Annotated in this window: 17 protein-coding genes; 7 read left to right on the top strand and 10 right to left on the bottom strand. The window is 67.1% G+C overall.

Going from position 1 to position 19,455, the window contains the following annotated elements:
• The 7 genes from I0Q12_RS30830 to I0Q12_RS30800 all read right to left on the bottom strand — a co-directional run.
• A partial coding sequence (locus I0Q12_RS30830; protein WP_374069013.1) for an MBL fold metallo-hydrolase occupies positions 1–661 on the bottom strand: 661 nt, incomplete at its 3' end.
• 134 nt (positions 662–795) lie between these two features.
• Positions 796–1,272, bottom strand: coding sequence for a nucleoside deaminase (locus I0Q12_RS30825; RefSeq protein ID WP_197257769.1), 477 nt, complete (start codon positions 1,270–1,272; stop codon positions 796–798).
• Positions 1,269–2,252, bottom strand: a complete 984-nt coding sequence (locus tag I0Q12_RS30820) for an ornithine cyclodeaminase family protein (RefSeq protein WP_197257767.1) — start codon at positions 2,250–2,252, stop codon at positions 1,269–1,271. The genes I0Q12_RS30825 and I0Q12_RS30820 overlap by 4 nt, the downstream gene beginning before the upstream one ends.
• Positions 2,253–2,279: 27 nt before the next feature.
• Complete coding sequence (locus tag I0Q12_RS30815) at positions 2,280–3,206, bottom strand: ABC transporter permease (RefSeq protein WP_197257766.1); 927 nt, start codon at positions 3,204–3,206, stop codon at positions 2,280–2,282.
• On the bottom strand, positions 3,203–4,360 hold the full coding sequence (locus tag I0Q12_RS30810; RefSeq protein ID WP_197257764.1) for an ABC transporter permease: 1,158 nt from the start codon (positions 4,358–4,360) through the stop codon (positions 3,203–3,205). The genes I0Q12_RS30815 and I0Q12_RS30810 overlap by 4 nt, the downstream gene beginning before the upstream one ends.
• On the bottom strand, positions 4,357–5,883 hold the full coding sequence (locus tag I0Q12_RS30805) for an ABC transporter ATP-binding protein (RefSeq protein ID WP_197257762.1): 1,527 nt from the start codon (positions 5,881–5,883) through the stop codon (positions 4,357–4,359). Before I0Q12_RS30805 ends, I0Q12_RS30810 begins: the two co-directional genes overlap by 4 nt.
• Before the next feature lie 30 nt (positions 5,884–5,913).
• Positions 5,914–6,906, bottom strand: coding sequence for a BMP family protein (locus I0Q12_RS30800; RefSeq protein ID WP_197257760.1), 993 nt, complete (start codon positions 6,904–6,906; stop codon positions 5,914–5,916).
• Between the two features lie 167 nt (positions 6,907–7,073).
• Between I0Q12_RS30800 and I0Q12_RS30795 the strand changes: the two genes are divergently transcribed.
• Complete coding sequence (locus tag I0Q12_RS30795) at positions 7,074–7,790, top strand: GntR family transcriptional regulator (protein WP_197257758.1); 717 nt, start codon at positions 7,074–7,076, stop codon at positions 7,788–7,790.
• Positions 7,791–7,869: 79 nt separating this feature from the next.
• On the opposite strand, the gene zapE is transcribed toward I0Q12_RS30795, so the two are convergent.
• A complete protein-coding gene (gene zapE, locus I0Q12_RS30790; protein ID WP_197257756.1) occupies positions 7,870–8,904 on the bottom strand; it encodes a cell division protein ZapE in 1,035 nt (344 codons plus the stop codon).
• Between the two features lie 46 nt (positions 8,905–8,950).
• Here zapE and I0Q12_RS30785 point away from each other — a divergent pair, with 46 nt between their 5' ends.
• The 3 genes from I0Q12_RS30785 (at position 8,951) to I0Q12_RS35005 (ending at position 13,008) form a co-directional block, all read left to right on the top strand.
• Positions 8,951–9,547 carry a TetR/AcrR family transcriptional regulator gene (locus tag I0Q12_RS30785; RefSeq protein WP_197257754.1) on the top strand — a complete coding sequence of 199 codons (597 nt, stop codon included), beginning with the start codon at positions 8,951–8,953 and terminating at the stop codon, positions 9,545–9,547.
• 238 nt (positions 9,548–9,785) lie between these two features.
• A complete protein-coding gene (locus I0Q12_RS34760) occupies positions 9,786–11,060 on the top strand; it encodes a serine/threonine-protein kinase (protein ID WP_197257752.1) in 1,275 nt (424 codons plus the stop codon).
• Positions 10,996–13,008 carry a LuxR C-terminal-related transcriptional regulator gene (locus tag I0Q12_RS35005; RefSeq protein ID WP_197257750.1) on the top strand — a complete coding sequence of 671 codons (2,013 nt, stop codon included), beginning with the start codon at positions 10,996–10,998 and terminating at the stop codon, positions 13,006–13,008. Before I0Q12_RS34760 ends, I0Q12_RS35005 begins: the two co-directional genes overlap by 65 nt.
• 736 nt (positions 13,009–13,744) lie before the next feature.
• Here the strand turns inward: I0Q12_RS35005 and I0Q12_RS30770 are convergent.
• Positions 13,745–14,986, bottom strand: a complete 1,242-nt coding sequence (locus I0Q12_RS30770; RefSeq protein WP_374069010.1) for a PucR family transcriptional regulator — start codon at positions 14,984–14,986, stop codon at positions 13,745–13,747.
• 106 nt (positions 14,987–15,092) lie between these two features.
• Here I0Q12_RS30770 and I0Q12_RS30765 point away from each other — a divergent pair, with 106 nt between their 5' ends.
• Both I0Q12_RS30765 and I0Q12_RS30760 read left to right on the top strand, forming a co-directional pair.
• The gene (locus I0Q12_RS30765; protein WP_197257746.1) at positions 15,093–16,592 is read left to right on the top strand and encodes an NAD(P)/FAD-dependent oxidoreductase; all 1,500 of its coding nucleotides are present in this window, start codon (positions 15,093–15,095) and stop codon (positions 16,590–16,592) included.
• An 11-nt stretch (positions 16,593–16,603) separates the two neighbouring features.
• The gene (locus I0Q12_RS30760) at positions 16,604–17,530 is read left to right on the top strand and encodes an alpha/beta hydrolase (protein WP_197257744.1); all 927 of its coding nucleotides are present in this window, start codon (positions 16,604–16,606) and stop codon (positions 17,528–17,530) included.
• On the opposite strand, the gene I0Q12_RS30755 is transcribed toward I0Q12_RS30760, so the two are convergent.
• Positions 17,525–18,928, bottom strand: a complete 1,404-nt coding sequence (locus I0Q12_RS30755; protein WP_197257742.1) for a bifunctional lysylphosphatidylglycerol flippase/synthetase MprF — start codon at positions 18,926–18,928, stop codon at positions 17,525–17,527. The genes I0Q12_RS30760 and I0Q12_RS30755 overlap by 6 nt on opposite strands.
• A gap of 193 nt (positions 18,929–19,121) precedes the next feature.
• On the opposite strand from I0Q12_RS30755, the gene I0Q12_RS30750 reads away from it, so the two are divergent.
• A partial coding sequence (locus I0Q12_RS30750) for a hypothetical protein (protein ID WP_197257740.1) occupies positions 19,122–19,455 on the top strand: 334 nt, incomplete at its 3' end.

The raw sequence follows: 19,455 nt of genomic DNA, 5'->3' as shown, positions 1-19,455 counted from the left end.
CGGCGTGGTCCGCCAGGTGCTGCAGATCCTGGAGCGTCGGGGGGTGCTCGACGGTCGGCGTGAAGTCGGGCGCGAGGACGAGCGGGGCCTGCTCGCCCCGGGGTGCGCGCAGTCCGGAGTGCAGGTGCCGCACCGCGCGCACGGTCACACCGCCCAGCGTGAATTCGGTCCGATCCAGGGACAACGGATGCGTCCGCAGGTCCGTGGCGGCCTGCTCGTCGAGTTCCCGGCAGTGCTCCTCGGTGCCGACGATCGTCGCGCCGGACAGTGACGCGATCTCGGTTGCGTCGGCGGCATGGTCGAAGTGTCCGTGCCCGATGAAGATGTGGCTCGGCGCCAACGCTGCCAGTTCGGTGGGGCTCGTCGGCACACGATTCGAGAACTCCCCGCGAGGCACCCACGCGTCCAGAAGGAAGACGTCCCCGGCGATCGCCGTCGCGAAGCTCGTCACCCCGAACCACGAGAGGATCACCTTGTCGGGATCCACTCCTCCGGTGCGCGGGTCGACGTGCTCGGCTCCGAAGAATCGTTGGCGGGCAGCGATCGTCGGGTTCGCATTCGGCTCGGCAGAGGCCACCGGCCGCGCCGGGGTCACGACGGCGACGGCTGCGGCGGCCGCCGCAGCCACGAAGGTCCGGCGGCTGATCGCATACGAGGACATGGGCGCAGTCTAGGGCGACAGCGATCCTGATCCGAGAATCCACGCGGTGAATGCGAATTCGCTCATGCAACAACGTGAGCGGTTTCCGAATCGCGTCGTGGATCGGGACGAGCCAACCGAACGCAGGCCTCGCGCTACCGGGCCGCGACCGCGGTGCGCATGACCTCGAGGGCCTCCTCCTCATGAACCGGTCCGACGACGGTGACTTCCGCATCGGTCGCCGCGACGACGTCTGCGCAACCGAGGGTGAAATGTGGTCCCTCGGGGAGGATGGTCGAGAACCCTTCGGTCGACGCGGCGAACACGATCCGGGTGGTACCGGCCCAGACGCACGCTGCGGCGCACATGGGACACGGTTCGCCGCTCGCGTACATCGTGGCGCCGGCGAATCGGTCGACGTGCCCGTCGGCGGTTGCCCGGCGGATCGCGACGAGTTCGGCATGTGCGGTGATGTCGCCGGAGGAGGCGACTTCGTTGAGACCTTCGGCGAGCACCTCACCGGTGGCTGCGACCAGGACGGCGCCGAACGGGCGGTTGCCCGACACTGCTGCTTCTGCGGCGAGTTCGAGGCTGCGTGCGAGGAAGCGGGACTCGGGTGCGGGAACGGTCATGCGCTCATCTCTACTCTGGTTCCGATGTCGGCGGCGAGTGCGGCGTCGACGAGGATGCGGGCGGTCACGAGATCCTGCAGGCCGATGCCTACTGAGTTGAAGAGGGTGATGTCCTCGTCGCTGCGCCGACCGAGTCCGGGATCGAGGACGACGTCGCCGAGCTCGACGGCCACCGCGTCCTCGGTGAGATGTCCTTCGCCGATGGCGAGCAGGACGTCACCGGACTTCGTCAGTGCGGTGGGGCGACTGTCGACGACGAGTCGGGCCGAACCCATTCCGACACCGTCGATCTCACGGTGATCGGCGCGCGGGGGTGCACCCACGGCGTTCAGGTGCAGGCCCGGCCGGAACCACGCGCCGTGGACGATCGGATCCTTCGACGGTGTCAGTGTGCAGACGATGTCGGCGGTTGACAGAACGTCGCGCGGCGATTCGGCGTGTTCGACGCGCAGGTCCAGATCGTGAACACGGCGGCGGAACTCGTCAATGGTCGCAGCGGAGCGGGACCAGACCGATACCTTGTCGATCGATCGGACGCGAGCGATCGCGCGAGTGTGTTCGACGGCGAGTGTGCCGGCACCGATCAAGCCCAGGGTCGTGCTCGAATCCCGTGCGAGGTGTGCGGTGGCGACGGCGCTCGCGGCGGCCGTGCGGACGGCGGTGATGAGCCTTCCGTCGAGGACCGCTTCGCATTCGCCGGTCCGATCCGACATCAGCAGGATGGTCGAGCGTTGGGTGGGTCGACCGGCGGCACGGTTGAACGGCATGTCGGACAGCACTTTCACCGAGCTGGCTCGCTGCCGGGTCGCGACTGCGGCCATCGGCAGGACCGTTCCCCCCTGTTCGAGGGGGAGGACCGCCGGTGCCGGATTGCATGCGGTGCCGGCGGACAGATCGGCGTGGGCGCGTTCGACGGCGTCGTAGACGGCGTGCCGGTCGATCAGGGCCTCGATGTCGGAATGGGTGAGGACGAGGGTCATCTGTTTGTCCGCCTCTCGGATTGATGTTCAGACACGGCCGATGTAGGGGACGGTGAGGCAGGACGGTGCTTTCCGTCCACCCACGAAGCCGCTGACCGCGACGATCGCAATGAGGTAGGGCAGCATCACGAGCACGGCGTAGGGGATGTTCACCCCGATCGCGGGGAGCGCGAACTGCATTGCACGGGCGACACCGAAGAACAATGCAGCCCAGAGGATTCCGGATACCTTCCATCGACCGGCGATCACGGCCACGACGGCGAGGTAGCCCATGCCCGCAGTCATGTTCTCGCTGAACGAGCGGACCTCCGAGAGCGCGAGGTGAGCGCCGGCGAGGCCACCGGCTGCGGATGCGATGAGCACTCCCGCGACACGGATGCGGTTGACGGCGAGCCCGGTCCAGCCCGCAGACGTCGCGTCTTCACCGACGGCGTCGATCCTGATCCCGGGCATGGTGCGGCGGGAGAAGATCACTGCCAGTGCGGCGATGACCGCCAGGCAGAAGTAGCCGAGGAGGGTTTGCCCGAACACCGCGGGCCCGATGATCGGCAGGTCGCTCAGGACCGGAACCCGGACGTCGGCGAAGGCGGGCACGTTCTGGCCCTTTCCGGCGTCGAGCAGGACCCGCGCCCCGAAGGTGGTGAGGCCGAGGGCGAGTGCGTTGGCCGCGACACCGACGACGATCTGGTCGGCACGGAGCCGCACGCTCAGCAGTGCCTGGGCGAGACCGAAGATCAGGCCCGCGACGACGCCGGCGACCGCACCGAGCACTGCCGATCCGGTGCTGACCGAGGCGAGCACGCCGGCGAACGCTCCGGTGAGCATCATTCCTTCCATGCTCAGGTTGAGCACCCCGGCGCGTTCGGAGATCGATTCGCCGGTGGCTGCGAGCAGTAGGGGTATGGCGAATGCCACTCCGCCGGTGAATACTTCGGTGATCATTGCGGTGTTCATACGAGCACCTCCCTGGCGGGGGCTTCGGTGTGGACCTCGGGACGGGATTTGCGTTGCGGCTTGGAGGTACTCGTCCACCATGCGGCACCGGCGATGAGGATGATCAGCAGGCTCTGGACGACGGTGATCGTGGACGCGGGTACTCCGGCGGCGAGTTGGAGGTTGATACCGCCGGAGACCAGGAAGCCGAACAGTGTGGAGACCGCGATGACGGCGGTCATCGATCCCCGAGCGAGGAGTCCGACGACCAGTCCGCTGAACCCGAATCCGGAGGAGAATCCGTCGGCGAGGACGAACGGTGCGGAGGCGACGAGCAGTCCTCCGGCCAGCCCGGAGAAACCGCCCGCCGCGGCGAGCCCGAGGAACGCGGTGCGATCGACGGGGACGCCGAATCGGGCCGAAGCGGTGCCGGACAGTCCCACGCTCCGCAGCCGAAGTCCGGTGATCGTGTGGCGCAACATGATTCCCACTGCGATCACCGAGATCACGGCGATCACGATCGCGATCGTGGCCGGGTTCCTGTCCAGGCCCAGCAACGGAAGGCGCGCCGAGACTGCCAGCGGTTCGGACTGGGGCAGGGTCTCCGAGGACGTCATCGGCTGGCGCAACAGCGACGGTTCCTGGACCATCAGCACCACCAATGCCAGGCCGACGAAGTTCAGCAGCAGGGTGGTGATGATCTCGCTGGTGCCGCGGCGGATCCGCAGCCAGGCCGCGATTCCCGCCCAAGCCGCACCTGCGAGGACGGCGGCGAGCAGAGCAGCGGCGAGACCGAGGGGGACCGGCACCGAATCGGGGATCGAGACCCCGACTGCGGTGGCGGCGATACCGCCCAGGCAGATCTGGCCTTCACCACCGACGTTGACGAGCCCGGCCCGGTAGGCGACGGTGAATCCGGCTGCCACCAGCATCAGGAGCGCGGCGTTGTTGAGCGAGGTTCCGATCGCGAACGGCGATCCCAAGGTTCCGTCGACGAGCGCGTCGACGACCGTTCCGGGGTCGGCTCCGGCGGTGGCAGCCAGAGCCAGACCCGCGACGGCCGATACGACCAGGGCGCCGAGGGCGATCACCAGCGGGTGGCGCAGGTGCAGATGTTGTATCGGCGGCAGGAGGCGCAGCCGCGGGCCGCGGTCGGATGTGATGGAGGTGGTCATGCGGGGACTCCGGTCATGAGGCTGCCGATATCGGTTGCGGCAGTGGGTGAGTCGGTGCGCACAGATCCCAGTAGTGCGCCGCGATAGGCCACGACGATCCGGTCGCACACGGTCAGCAGTTCGTCGATTTCGCTGGATGTGATCAGGACCGCGGCACCGTTGTCGGCCGCGTCGCGCAATCGGTCGAGCACGAACGCGACTGCACCGGCGTCCAGGCCCCGGGTGGGTTGCGCGGCGACAACGACACGCAATCCGGCAGTGGACAATTCGCGGGCAAGGACGACCTTCTGCTGGTTGCCGCCGGACAGTGAACCGATCGGCGCGTCCGGATCCGAGGCCCTGATCGAGTACTCGGCAATCGCGGCGGCGGCGTCGGCGCGCATCCGGTTCCGATCGAGCAGCCCGCACCGGCGGTACTGCCGCAGTCGGGGCATCGCGAGGTTCTCGGCGATCGACAGGTCGGCGATCATTCCTTCGGCGTGCCGGTCCTCGGGAATCACCGCCATGCCCGCGGCGGTCCGTTGCGCCGGCGATGCATCGGTGATATCCGTGCCGTCCAGGGTCACCGTGCCGCTGTCGGCGGTCAGCGACCCTGACAGCACGGCGGTCAGTTCGGACTGTCCGTTGCCCTCGACGCCTGCGATACCTACGATCTCGCCGCGTCCGATGCCCAACTCCACGTCCGACAGTGCGGTACTGCCGTCCGGGCGGGTCACGTCGAGACCGCTCACCCGCAGGACGGCATCGGCGTCGCTGTGGGTATCGCGGCGCCGTCGTAGGCCGGCGGCGGGGTCGATCGGTTCCTTGTCGCCCAGCATCAGTTTCAGCAGCGAGGACAGCGGCACGTCGGCGAGCCGTCCTCCACCGACGACGGTGCCTCCGCGCAGGACGGTGGCCTCGTCGGCGGCGCGGGCGACTTCACCGAGCTTGTGGGTGATGAGGACGACCGACTTGCCGTCCGCGGCAAGGGCGGCGCACGTGGCGATCAGTGCGTCGATCTCGGAGGGATCGAGCACTGCGGTCGGTTCGTCGAGCAGGATCAGCCGTGGGTCACGCAGCAGGGCCTTGACGATCTCCACTCGCTGGCGGGCCCCGACGGTCAGCTCGCCGACCGTGGCCTTCGGGTCGACACTCAGACCGTAGTTGTCTGCGATGCGGTCGAGGTCGTCCGACAGCCGGCCCCGCGGCGGACGGAAGCCGTCGCGCCCCAGCAGCAGATTGTCGGCGACGGTCATCGTGGGGATCAGCGAGAAGTGCTGATGCACCATCGCGACCCCTGCCTGCAGAGCGTCCGACGGATTGCGTGGCCGGTAGTCGGCGCCGGCCAGGGTCATGCTGCCGGTATCGGGAGAGACGGTGCCGTAGACGGTGTTGCACAGGGTCGATTTCCCGGCACCGTTCTCTCCCAGAATGCAGTGCACGGAACCAGGTTTCACGGTCAGTGTCACCGCGTCCAGGGCGCGCACCGAGCCGAACGATTTCCCGATCCCGTTCATCGACAGCAGCGCGGTGGTGGTGGTCATCGTCATCGCCTCTCGTTCGGCTTCCGGCCGTCAGTAGGGCTGGACCGCGCCGGAGACGATCGCCGCCTCCGCATCGGACAATGCCCGGGCGACAGCCGGATCGGTCGAGCACACGATGAATTCGCTGCCGCCCTTGTCGGTCGTCACGCCGAACGGAACCTGCGCGGCCGTCCACGTGCCGTCGAGCACCGAGGACACCGCGTACTCGATTTCGGTGCCGATATCGGTGCGCACGAAGCCGGCGTAGACGGTGTTCGCGCAGTCACCCGGGATGGGCCCGCCGTTGAAACGGTTGCCCGATTCCCGCGCGGCCTGCTCGATGCCCTGCTTGCCGAGGTTGACGATCTGACCCAGTACGTCGGCACCACCGGCATAGGCGGCACCGGCGGCCTGCTTGGCCTTGGCCGGGTCGTTGAAGTCACCCACGTACTGCGGTGCGAGGACCTTGACGTCCGGCCGGACGAACCGAGCGCCGTTACCGAATGCGCTGGCGGCGTTCACGATCGCCGGAAGTTCCACCCCGCCGACGAACCCGGCCGTCCCGTTCTTCGACGACATGGCGGCGACGGCACCGGACAGGAATTCGGCCTCGGCCTGCTGCGGGTCGTAGTAGGCCAGGTTCGGCAACGGTTCGGCGTCGGCGGGCCCGCCGATCTCCACGAACTTGACGTCGGGGAACTGCGGGGCGACCGCGCGCAGGTCGGCGTCGGTCTGCCCACCGACCGAGATCACCAGATCGTTCTGGGAGGCGAAGCGCTGCAGCGCCTGCTGATAGTCGGCGGCGGCGACCTGCTCGACGTAACTGACGTCGATCCTGTCCCCGTATTCGGCCTGGATGCGTTCCACGCCTGCGAATCCCGACTGCATGAATCCCGTGTCGTTGATCGATCCGGGCAGGAAGACGCCGACGGACAGGACGTCGTCGGACGAGTCCGCGTCAGAAGTTCCGCACGCGCTCAGTCCCACTGTCAGAAGACCAGTGGCTGCGACGGACATGACCTTGGTGGCGGTGGTGACCTTCATAGGGCTTCTCCCGATTCATCGATGCCGATTAGCGGTATACCGTTACGAGAAGCGTGGTCCCGATCCATTTCTGTCAGATTGCGAGGCTGTAAGAATTCCATTACTGGTATACCGCTATTTTTCGGTGTCTATGCTGGTGACAGGCACGAAGAGGAAAGAGGTCGAACGTGACAACCGCAGTGGATGCAGCAAGCCGGAAGTCGCTACGGGACGTCGCCTATGACGAACTACGCTCCCGCATCATCGGCCTGGACCTCGCTCCGGGTACCCGTCTGATCGAGCGCGATCTTGCCGAGGAGCTGGCCGTCTCGCGCATTCCGCTGCGCGAAGCGATGCAGCGATTGGAACGGGACGGGCTGGTCGTCGTGGTGCCGCGCCAGGGTGCGATCGTCTCGCCGTTCACCGTCGACGACGTCCGGGACCTCTTCGACGTCCGCGAGAACCTCGAGGTTCTCGCAGCGCGACTGGCCGCCGAACGCGCCGACGAGGAGGGCCTGGCAGCTCTTGCCGCTCAACTGGATACAGCACGCGACGCGACCGAACGCGGCGACAAGGCTGCCATCGCCGCGGCGAACGCGAAGTTCCACGCCCTCATCGTCGATCTCGCCGCCAACCCGCTACTCGAATCGATCCTGCAACCGCTGGAAGCCCGGACACAGTGGCTGTTCCATCTGACCAAGGAGCGCGACGCCACGGTGCAATGCCGCGAACACGAGGAGCTGCTGGCCGCCATCGCCGACCACGACCCCGACCGGGCTGCCGAATCCGCTTTCCACCACGTGCATTCCGGACGCGAGGCCAGCCTGAGAATGGCCGCCGAATGGTCCGATGTCGACATCGACCCGGTACACCTCACCAAGGGCCGGCGACGCGGCGGCTCGTGACCATTTGGCGGGCCCACTACCGGTAAGGCGCTGGGACCTTCGCGATGAATCGGAGAAGGTGCTGGTCGGACCGGATCGACTATCCTTCAGCCGCTTCGAATTCGAGCTCGCCGAGCTGGCCGAGCCGGCTCTTGATTCGTTCGATGTCGACGGGTAACCGGCCGCTGCCGGCGAACGCGTCCAGCGGCGTGGTCGCGAGGAAAACGGTGGTGATGTCGCAGTCGTACAGCACGTCGACCACGTTGGCGAAGCGTTGCGCCGGCTCACGCCCTGTGGCTCGAAGGTCGGGCACTCCGCTGACGACCCAGGTACCGAATTGTCGTGCGAGGGCGAGGTAGTCGACCGGGGCCGTGGTGTTTTCGCACAGGTCGGCGAAGTCGACCCACAGGCACCCCTCCGCTGCGCGCAGGGCACGGACGGGATGCCCGGCCGGTGCGAGGACTGTGCGTTCGTCGGGAGTCGGCGAGCGCAGTCCCAGTCGGTCTCTCTGCTCCTGCGTGCCGGGGCTGACCCACCATCCGGCGGCGAAACCGGCCTCGTGACCGGAGGCGGTGCGGTAGTCCACAGGCCCGTCGACGGTGACGACGGTGAAGAACTGCTCGATCATCTCGATCGAGGGGATGAAGTCGTCGTGGAACAGCGGGTTGGGCATCAGGGATCGAGGCGGGTAGTTCGAAGTCAGGATCACCCGGATCTGCCGATCGAGAAGGGCGGGCAGGAGACGGGCGATGAACTTGCCGTCCGCGGGGTCGTGGACGTGGAACTCGTCGAAGCACACGAGATCCACCCGGCCCAACAGCTCGTCCAGAGCAGCGGCAAGGTTGTTGCGGTGCCGTCGGATGCCCAGATGCAGGTCGCGGAAGAACTCGTGGAAGTGAACCCGCATCTTCCGGTCGGTCGGCAGCGCGGCGAAGTACGTCGCCATCAGCCAGCTCTTGCCCCGTCCGACGGGACCCCACAGATACAGATTCCGATCGCCGGCGGCGAGGGCGGCCGCGGTCTCCAGCTGCGATCCGTCGAGGGTGAATCCCAGATCTTGTGCAGCGGTATCGAATGCAGCGCCGTCTACGAGCAGTGAACGACGTGGCGGTGACGTTCTGCGAGTCCGACGCATGGCTCGAAACTCTAGCATCGTAGAGTTTCGGGGAATGGAGGTGGATATGGCTGAACGTCGCTCCCGTCGAGAGCTGATCTGCGAGGCCGCGTTGGACCTGGCTGCCGAGGGTGGCAACCATGCGCTCACGCACCAGGGCATCGATGCACGCCTCGGTCTGGCCCGGGGCTCGACGTCGTACTACTACCGCACCCGTCACGCCCTGGTGTCCGCCGCGATCGCGCACCTGGCGCGCCGGTCCCGGGAACACTTCGACAGCGCCGCCTCCATCGTCCGGCCGCCCACCATCGAAGCGGCCGGGAACCTGATCGCGGACCAGCTCGAAACGCTGGTGACGGACCGACACAGGGACGTCCTTGCCCGATACGCGCTCGTCGTCGACGCGGCCGCCGACGACGAGCTGAGGACAGGTCTGGCGTCGTGCCTCTTCTCGCTTCCCGCCGCGACCGCACTGATGGATGCCCTCGGCGCGTCCCAACCCCCGGATGCCGCGCGCGACCTCATCAGTCTGCTCGAAGGGATGGTGTTCGATTTCGCGTTCGGGACAAGGGTTCTCGCACCAGGTGATTCGTTCGCCGAGCATCGCGAGTCGCTGCGGACCACGATCCGCCTGTGGATAGGCACTCTCGTTACGAGCCGATGACATCCGCGTTCGAGGTCACTCGGAAGGCGGGCTATCGACCGAGAATGCTGCGGCGTGCCCGGGCCCGTAAAGGGGCTTCGAGCCTGCTCGAGACGAAACTACCCCGGATCGTATCCGGGAACAGGGACGTATGGCTCGCGAGTCCACCGCCCGGTGCCCCGGCCCGACGTAAGCTCGAAAACGGACGGAAGTCCGAACCGTGCAGAGCTGCACTCGGAGGTCAGGACCGAAGTAGACGATGGCCGATACAGATCCCTTCGCGACGCAACGTGGCGTGGCCGGAACGGTCTCCGCGGAGCTGGAGGACGTCGGTTTCGAGGATCCGCAAGAGGTCGGCCGCGGCGGGTTCGGCGTGGTCTACCGGTGCACTCAGCCTTCGCTGGACCGCGTCGTCGCGGTGAAGGTCCTCACGGCCGATCTGGACGAGGACAACCGCGCCCGATTCCTGCGTGAGCAGCGCGCCGCCGGCCGCTTGACCGGTCACCCCAACATCGTCAACATCCTGCAGGCCGGCATCACCGCCAACGGCCGGCCCTTCATCGTGATGCCCTTCGAATCCCAGGGCTCGCTCGAGACGCGGATTCGCCGGCAGGGCCCGCTCCCGCTGGAGGACGTCCTGCGGATCGGGGTCAAGATGGCCGGCGCGCTCGAGGCGGCCCACGCTGTCGGCATCATTCATCGCGATGTGAAGCCCGCGAACATCCTGTTCACGGACTACGGCGAGCCGGCGTTGACGGACTTCGGTATCGCTCACGTCGCGGGTGAGTTCCAGACTGCCGTCGGGGTGCTCACGGGTTCGCCGGCGTTCACTGCACCGGAGGTGTTCAACGGTGCGCCACCGAGCACCGCTGCCGACGTCTACGGGCTCGGGGCCACCCTGTTCGCGGCGGCCACCGGTCACGCCGCGTTCGAACGTCGCAGCGGTGAGCAGGTGGTCGCGCAGTTCGTGCGGATCGCCACGGAGCCGGTCCCGGATCCTCGTGACCACGGGGTCGCCGCCGACGTCAGTGCTCTGATCGGGGCCGCAATGGCCGGCGACCCGAACGACCGCCCGTCCGTGGTCGAGCTGGGGGACAGGCTTCGCGAGGCGCAACGATCACACGGATTCTCCGTGGACGACATGACCGCGAGCGCGGGTGCCGGAGTTCCTGCCTACGCCTCGAGCACGGCGGGAGAGGCCACCCGGCCACCGACGGCGCGGACCGGCCGCACGCGAGACCTTCCGCTGGAGCTGACGAGCTTCGTCGACCGCCGCGAAGAGTTGGCGAAGGCCAAGAACCTCCTGGCGACCGCCCGTCTGGTGACGCTGGTCGGGGTCGGTGGGGTAGGCAAGACCCGTCTCGCGTTGAGAATCGCCCATCAGATGCGCGTCGCGTTCGCCGACGGTGTGTTCCTCGTTGAACTGGCCGAGCTGCAGGACGAATCCCTCCTGGTCGACGTGGTCGCCGGTGAAGGTGGTCCTCGAGAACTACCTCGCGAAGCGGGAGGTGCTGCTCGTCCTCGACAACTGTGAGCATCTGATCGACGCGGTCGCGCATCTCGCGGAGTCGCTGCTGCGCGCCGGACCGGGATTGCGGATCCTCGCGACCAGTCGTGAGCGGATCGGCATCGGCGGCGAGGTGGTGCTGCCGCTGGCGCCGCTGCCGGTCCCCGATCTCGAGAATCTACCGGCACGAGGACACCGCAACGACGCGATGACGCTGTTCGTCGAGCGGGCCGCCGCGGCGGTGCCCGGCTTCGTGGCCGGTGACGACGACGCGGTCACGATCGCCAAGATCTGCCGTCGTCTCGAAGGCCTGCCGCTGTCGATCGAACTCGCCGCCGCCGGGCTGCGGGCGATATCGCCGGAGCAGGTGTTGCAGCGGCTCACCGACCGCTACGCGCTGCTCACCCGGGGTAGCAGGGATGCACCCGAACGACAACAGACGCTGAGGATGTGCGTCGACTGGAGCTACGAACTGTGCACTCCGCTGGAACAGCGGATGTGGGCGCGTCTGTCGGTGTTCGTCGGAGGGTTCGAACTCGATGCCGCCGAGCACATCTGCGGCTCGGAGTTCTCCGCAGAGGATGTCTTCGACGCGGTGTCCAACCTCGTCGACAAGTCGATCCTGATCCGCGAGCAATCCGGTCCGGTCGCGCGGTTCCGGATGCTCGAGACGATCCGGGAATACGGACAGGAGAAGGCATCCGAGGCAGGTGACCTCGCGGATCTGCGGCGGGCGTATCGCGAGTGGTACGAGCAGCTGGCGCGGGACGCGGAGGCCGACTGGATCGGCCCGCGACAGCTCGATTGGATGAAGCGGCTCACCACGGAACTGGCCAACATACGGCAGGCGCTGGACTTCTGCGCCTCCGACGACCCCGAGGCCGGGGTCCGGATGGCGGGGGCGTTGTTCCCCTATTGGTTTTCGCGGAGTCTCATCGGCGAGTGCGGTCGCTGGTGCCACCGGATGCTGGAACAGGCGGTGGCGAAGCCGAGCGTCGACCGGGCGAAGGCGGCATTCGTGGAAAGCGCGATGGCCGGGTTGCAGGGCGACTCGAAGGCTTCGGCGGTCGTGATGCGGAACGAGCGCGCGTTGGCGGAAGGGACGACGGACCCCCTGCTGCTGGCGTATCTCGATCTCGGCGACGCCTACGGCACCCTGTTCAGTGGTGACCTTCAGCGCACGTGCGAATGGTTCGAAGGCGCATTGTCGACCTTCACGGATCTGAACGATGTCCTCTACCAAGTGGTTCCCCGCATCGGCATGGGACTCGCCTACGAAATCGTCGGTCGGACCGACCTGGCGATCAGCTGCTACGAGCGTGCCCTCGAGATCACCGAGGCTCGCGGTGAGTCCGTACACAGATCGTATGCGCAGTGGGCACTGGCGGTCGTGGTGTGGCGTCAGGGTGACCGTGACCGTGCGGAACAGCTTCTGCAGCAATCACTTCTGATTGCGCGCAAGTACACGCCGCGGCTCAACATCAGTTTGGTCCTTCAGGTGCTCTCCTGGATCGCAATGGCGGATCGCAATGCCGAACGCGCGGTGGTCCTGGCCGCGGCCGCCGACCACCTGAGCCAGTCGATCGGAAGTCCGTCCGTGGTTGTGCCCGGTCTTGCCGAGAACCACGAAATGACTCTGCGCGCCGCGCGTGATGCGCTGAGTTCGAGGGCATTCGAGGCCGCTCGCCGGAAGGGCGAAGCGCTCGGCGTCACCGGCGCGGTCGCGTATGCGCTCGGGGAAGACTCCGGCGGATCCGAGTCGAAGTCTCCCCTCGCAAGTGCCCCGACGAAGCGGGAACTCGAGGTCGCCGGGCTGGTCGCCGAGGGCCTGACGAACAGGGAGATCGCGGAGCGTCTGACGATCTCGCTCCGAACCGCGCAGGGACACGTCGAGCGTCTTCTGGGGAAGCTCGGATTCACCAGACGTTCCCAGATCGCGGTGTGGTTCACCGAGCAACGCGACTCCGGCGAGTGAGCGGGAGTTTTCCCGGCGACGCGAACGCGTGTTCGAGTTGACCCTCGACGCCACCCGTGGGACCATCCCTGCACCGGCCTGAAAACAGGTCGACCCCGGAAGGTGCTACCAACACCGACCGGGGTCTGGGCACACGACAGTAGGAGCTGTCATGCACCGTACGGTGGATTCTATCCACACGCCCCGCAGAGGCGTGCACGAGCAACGAGCCGCGAGTGCCTTCCGCGCCGGCCCGCACATCACCTGGCCACCAGGTTCACATCCGACGTCCTGAGCACGCAGCCCCTCGATCCCGCGACCCGCGGTCCGATCGAGGGGCTCGAGTTGTTTTCCGTCTGCCTCGGTGCGGGCACGGGCCGTTCCGGTGACCGTGGCACATCGGGCGGGCGTCGTCGCTCGTCTCCCAGAGTCCGACGTCAGCGCATCGACGCTGCGAAACCGGGTGCCATTCCCGTGTTTCGAAACCGACTGGGCGCCAGTAACCCTCGTCTCCACAGCTGGTGGTGGAGCACCCGATCGTGAGGGTCGACACGAACGACCGGGTCCAGTACCTGCCGCACGTCCGCCGCGACGTGGGGCTACGAGTGCTGGCCGAGACGGTCTATCGGGGCATGGCGACCGGGCAGCGTTGGGGAAGGGGCCGGAGCAAGCTCAGGGACCCGTAGGGTCTCCGATCGGTCAGAGGCAGCCGCCCGCAGGGCGTCCGTCGATCTCCGGTTGTTCGAGCTCGGTCTGCTCACTGCAGCATTCGGGGACCGAGTTGGTGGGTGAGTTCGAGAGCCAGCATGAGTGCCAGTCGGTGTTCGCCGGGGTGGTGGCCGAGCAGTTCGGTTGCGCGGGCGACTCGCTGCAGGACGGTGTTGCGGTGCGTGTGCAGGCGAACCGCCGTCCGCGGGGCGTTGTCGGCTTCCTCGAGGTAGATCCGCAGGGTTTCGCGGAGGCGGGCGGCCGCGGGTGTGTCCGCCGCCAGAGTTCCGAGCGTGCTGGTGACGAATTCCGTTGCGCGGTCCGGATCCTGGGCGGTCAACGCGGTGACTTCCAGGTCCCGATACAGCGCGAGCCGGGCGCCGCCGGGGTGACCGGCCAGCAGCCGCTGTATGGACACCGCGGCCGCATGCGATCGGCGGAATCCGGTGATGCCGGGTCGGGTGGGGCCCACCGCGACGCGGATGTGGGATTGCGCGTGCGCGAGGGCGTTTCGCATCGCCTCGTACGAGACGTCGGACTCGGTACCCAGCCACGCCCACAGGGCGGAGGTTCCCGCGGGGAGGGTGAGGGGACCGCGAGCACCGACGGCACGCGCCAGGATGGTGGCAGCCGACTCCAGCGCTCCTTGGGCTTCGCCGACCGGTTGGGACCACAGCACCAGCGCGGTGTGACGACGGGAGAGGTCGTAGCCGAGTCGTTCGCTCGCCCGGGAACCGTCGATCGGTGCACCGTCGAGGATCAGCCGGACCGTCTCGGTGCGGCGTGCGAGAGCGCCCCCGAGTACCTGTTCCCGCTCCCGTTGTGCTTCGGCGAGGACGCAGGCCACGACATGGTCGACGTACTCGAATACGCGTTGCGAGGAGGCATTCAGCAGGTCCATCAGCAGAGGGCTCGCCGGAACGAGCGCGGCGGCGAGTTTCATGTAGCGTTGCCAGGCGACGTTCTGCCCGCGACGGTAGGCCTGGAAGATCACGTCGAATTCGATGCCGCGTCGAGCAACGGTGCGGGCGATGTCGAGCGCTTCGGGCGGGACGTCGATCGGTGCGGTTCCACCTTCCCGTCGGGTGAGGGTTGTGAGCAGACGCAGCGCGTTCGCGCGGTTGCTCGCCGACATGTCCGCTGCGATCGCGGCATCTGTACCCAGTGCGGGGGTCAGGTCGACCACGGCGGCGTCCATCGCCTCGACCAGTTGGTCGAGTTCGGCGAGCATCGCCTCGGCCACCGCACCCATCAGGTCGATGACCTCGGGGGATTCCCCGGTCATGAGCATATTGTGCCATCGCACATATCGAACCGGAAGGTCTGAGCGTAGGCACATTCCTCTCGGATGGATCCGGCCGTAACGTGAAGTGCATCACGTTCGACAAGGAGGATCGATGAGGAGCACTCCCGCAGCGACGGCGAGCACCCACTTCGACGTATTGATCATCGGGGCCGGAATCTCAGGCATCGGCGCTGCCTGCCATCTGAAGATGCGCCGCCCGGATACTACGTTCGCGATTCTGGAAGGCCGCGACACGATCGGTGGAACCTGGAGTCTGTTCCGGTATCCGGGCATCCGTTCCGATTCGGACATGCCCAGTTTCGGTTTCGGCTTCAAGCCCTGGACGCACCGCAAGTCGATCGCCGACGGCCACATCATCATGGACTACCTGCAGGATGCGGTCGCCGAAAACGGTGTGGCGGAACACATCCGATTCGGCTACCGGGTACTGGAGGCGGAGTTCTCCTCCACGGAGGGACTGTGGACGGTGACGGCACGGCATTCCGGCACCGGAGCGCTGACCGAATTCACCGCGCGGTTCCTGTTCTCGGGAACCGGATACTACGACAACGAATCCGGGTTCACCCCGGAGTTCGCCGGTGTCGAGGACTTCGCCGGGACAGTGGTCCATCCGCAGCACTGGCCCGAGGACTTGGACTACGCGGGCAAGCGCGTGGTCGTGATCGGAAGCGGCGCAACGGCTGTGACCTTGATTCCCTCGATGGCGGCCGAAGCGGGCCACATCACCATGCTGCAACGCTCACCGAGCTATGTGCTCTCGCTCCCCGCCGAGGACGCGATCGCGAACACGTTGAACACGGTGCTCGGGCCCGAGCGTGCGTATCGAATCGTCCGGCGCAAGAACATCATGCTCAACCGTGGGATCTACAAGGCATGCATGCGCGCCCCGAAGCTGATGCGCAAGCTGTTGATCGCCAACGTGCGTCGACAGTTGCCCCGGCACTTCGATGTCGACACCCACTTCACCCCGCGGTACAACCCGTGGGAGCAGCGATTGTGCATGGTTCCCAACGGTGATCTGTTCAAGGCGATTTCGTCGGGGCAGGCATCGGTGGTCACCGACCGGATCGAACGATTCACCGAGACCGGAATCCGGCTGGAATCGGGCCGGGAATTGGCCGCCGACATCATCGTCACGGCCACCGGGCTGACCATGTCGCCCTTGGGTAAGATCGCGCTCGTCGTCGACGGAAAGCCGGTACATCTGCCGGACACCACCGTCTACAAGGCCATGATGCTCTCCGGGGTGCCCAACTTCGCGTTCGCCATGGGGTACACGAACATCGCCTGGACGCTCAAGGTCGATCTGGTCTGCGAGCACTTCTGCCGACTGCTCGACCACATGGATGCACAGGGACACACCGTCGTCGAACCCGTACTCGACGATCCCGACATGGAGCGGGTCCCCCTTCTCGACCTGAGTTCGGGCTACATCCAGCGCGGAGTCGCCGCGTTTCCGCGGGCAGGTACCCGTGGCCCGTGGACGGCGGAGATGGCCTACGAATCCGACGTCGAACGACTGCGCGTGGGCCCGGTCGAGGATCCCGCGTTGAAATTCACCTCCACTCGCTCGAGCGTGCTCGCAGGGTAGGGAGAAGGACGATGAGACACGAGCTGACGTTCACGAGCCACGGAATCACCTGTGCCGCCTGGCACCTACCGGCGAGCACCGACGTTCTTGCCGGTGAGGCGGGCCGGCCCTGCATCGTCCTGGGGCACGGCTTCGGCGGCACCCGCGACACCGGTCTGCTCGCCTTCGCCGAGGCTTTCGCAGCCGCCGGCATCGACGCCTTCGTGTTCGACTACCGCGGCTTCGGCGACTCCGCCGGGGAACCTCGTCAGGATGTCGCGTTCCGCCGGCAGCGGCAGGACTACCACGCGGCCGTCGACACTGCCCGCCACCTGCCCGGGGTCGATCCCGGCCGAATCGTGTTGTGGGGCACGTCCTACTCGGGCGGACACGTCGTCGCGGTCGCCGCCCAGGACCAGCGCGTCGCGGCGGTGGTGTCCATGAATCCGGCCACCGACGGACTCGCCGCCCTCGTACAGATCGCGCGCTACGCCGGGGTGGGCCGGCTCGTCCGTGCCACAGCGTACGGATTGCGCGATGTGGCGCGCGCCCTCACCGGCCGGTCGCCCTATCACGTGCCCGTCGTCGCGCAGCCCGGGTCGTCAGCGATCATCAGCACGCCGGGCGCCGAGGAGGCCTATCTCTCGATGGCCGGGCCCACTTGGCGCAACGAGGTCTGCGCACGCACGGGCCTGGAAGTCGGGCTGAACCGTCCGACCACCTACGCCTCCCGGCTGACGTGCCCGTTGCTGGTGCAGGTCGGCACCGACGATCGTGTCGCCCCGCCCGACGCCGCGCGCCGCACCGCACGCAAGGCCGGCAGGTGGGCGCAGCTGCGCGAGTACCCCGTCGATCACTTCGACTTCTACCAGGGCGAATGGCACCGGCGGGTGCTGGCCGATCAGCTCGACTTCCTCGCCCGCGTGCTCCGGCCCGAGAGGATCGCTCCCGCTCTATGAAAGCCTCCGCCGGCCTGCCGGCGTCGAACCGTACCGGTTGCGGCCACTGCGATGCGAGGTGCGACGAGGACTGTGCTCGCGGTGGGGGACGAACTCCGACGTCAACATGGCGTACGCCGCGGGTACGACGTACCGGGGTTCGAACAGGACGTAGCGACGACCTGCGGCGGCATGGAACTTGTGCAGGTATCGGTACAGCGATTCGAGAGCGATCACCGAGCTGCCCAGCCGCAGCGCGGTCCGCAGCGTCCGCTGTCGCACGCCGGTCCCGGTGCCGGCGAACAGTCGGGGAAACGGGGCGAAGGCCAACGACACCGACGTTCCACCGCGGCGGCGGACATGCTCGACGACATCGACGATCATGCGTTCGTCGGTGCCGTTGGGAGCCCGGGTGCTGCGCCACGGGACGTCCAGGCTCCACTCGTTTCCGTGGTGCGCGGTGCCGTATCGCTGGAACCCGACCGGGCGACCGTGCCGGTCACGCGCAACGACGATCATCATCCCCGGAAGCACACCGTCGAGCAGGTGGTCGAGAATCATCGAGAATCCCCGACGCTGATGTCCGCCGCGGGTCTCGGCGACGATCGCGAGCAACTGCCGGCGCAGTGCCGCGGAAACGTCTCGCTCGGAGAGGATCTCGGTACTCACCCCGGCGTTTCGGCTCCTCTGCACCGCCTGCCGCAGATTCCGGAATCGCCGTCCGTCGAGCGAGAATCGGGACACGTCCACGACGACATCGCACCCGATGTCCACCGCGCGTAGCGGCGAGTGTCCGTCCCGGTTCTGCCACAACCGTGCCGTGTGCTCGCTCGCCGCGAGAACCGCCACCCGCCAGCCTCGAGCCTCGGCGAAGGTGGTGAATCGCGTCGGCAGGTTGCCGAATGCCCGCGCATCACCGATCGGATCCCCGGAAACCACGGCGACGCCCGCGCGGGTTCGATAGGCGATCGCTGCGGTTCCGGAGGGGTCGAAGAAGTAGGACTTGGCGGAGTTCAGTGCGAACGGTGCCAGCGGATCACCCGCGGTCCGTTGTACGAGAGCCTCGATGCGGGGGTGTTCCTCGGGTTGCGGGACGCTGGGGACCGGCCACACGAGCACCCACCCGGACACCACGACCAGGACGAACCCCAGGTGAGGACGCCCCTCGGCACAGCCGAGATCTGCCAGGAGCAGACACACGATCGCGACGGTCACGTGCGTCGGAGTCAGCGGGCGGTGCAGAGTCGTCCCACATGCGGTGAGTCCCACCGCGATGACCACGGCGACCACCCATCCGGTGCCGGTCTCCGCTCGGGATGCCGAGACGCCGAACGCGACGATCCCGAGCAGATAGACGCCCAGCCCGGTGTGCTGGGCTGTCCTCTCCGCCCACGAGGCGGTCGGTTGCAGCGTCGTCACGAGTACTGCCTCGACGTCCGGCTTCGGTGAAACGGGAACTGCTCGATGATCTCCACGGTAGCCGTCCGCGCCGCGACCCATCGGGGAGTCTGCGACCTGCCCCTCTCAACCCGCCTCGGAACGTAACGGTCGGTCTGTACTCTCGATTGTCGGTACGCAGGGGTGCCGGCTCGACGAAAGACGAGGACTTCTCATGCTCACTCGAACCCTGGCTGTTGCTGCGATGGTCGTCGGCAGTGCTCTGATGGCGGCGACGGGTGCGTCGGCTGCCCCGGATGACGACCCGTACGGCTTCAACGCAGTTCGCGATCGGACCGACTACTTCGTCGCACCCCTCGACCCCGGTGCACTGTTCGGTGAGAACAGCTACAAGCCGATCATCCTGAGCCCCTACGGCGCTACGCGGAAGATCGAGTGCCGCGGCGACGGGCACTACGTCCAGATCCACGAGTGCGTTCAGTACGACACGAACAATGTCGCGCACGAACTTCGGTTGATTCCCAACCCGATCCGTCCGATCTACGTGT

It is taken from the genome of Rhodococcus sp. CX, from assembly GCF_015865005.1.
Classification (GTDB): domain Bacteria; phylum Actinomycetota; class Actinomycetes; order Mycobacteriales; family Mycobacteriaceae; genus Rhodococcus.
This window is presented reverse-complemented; position numbering and strand designations above follow the sequence as displayed.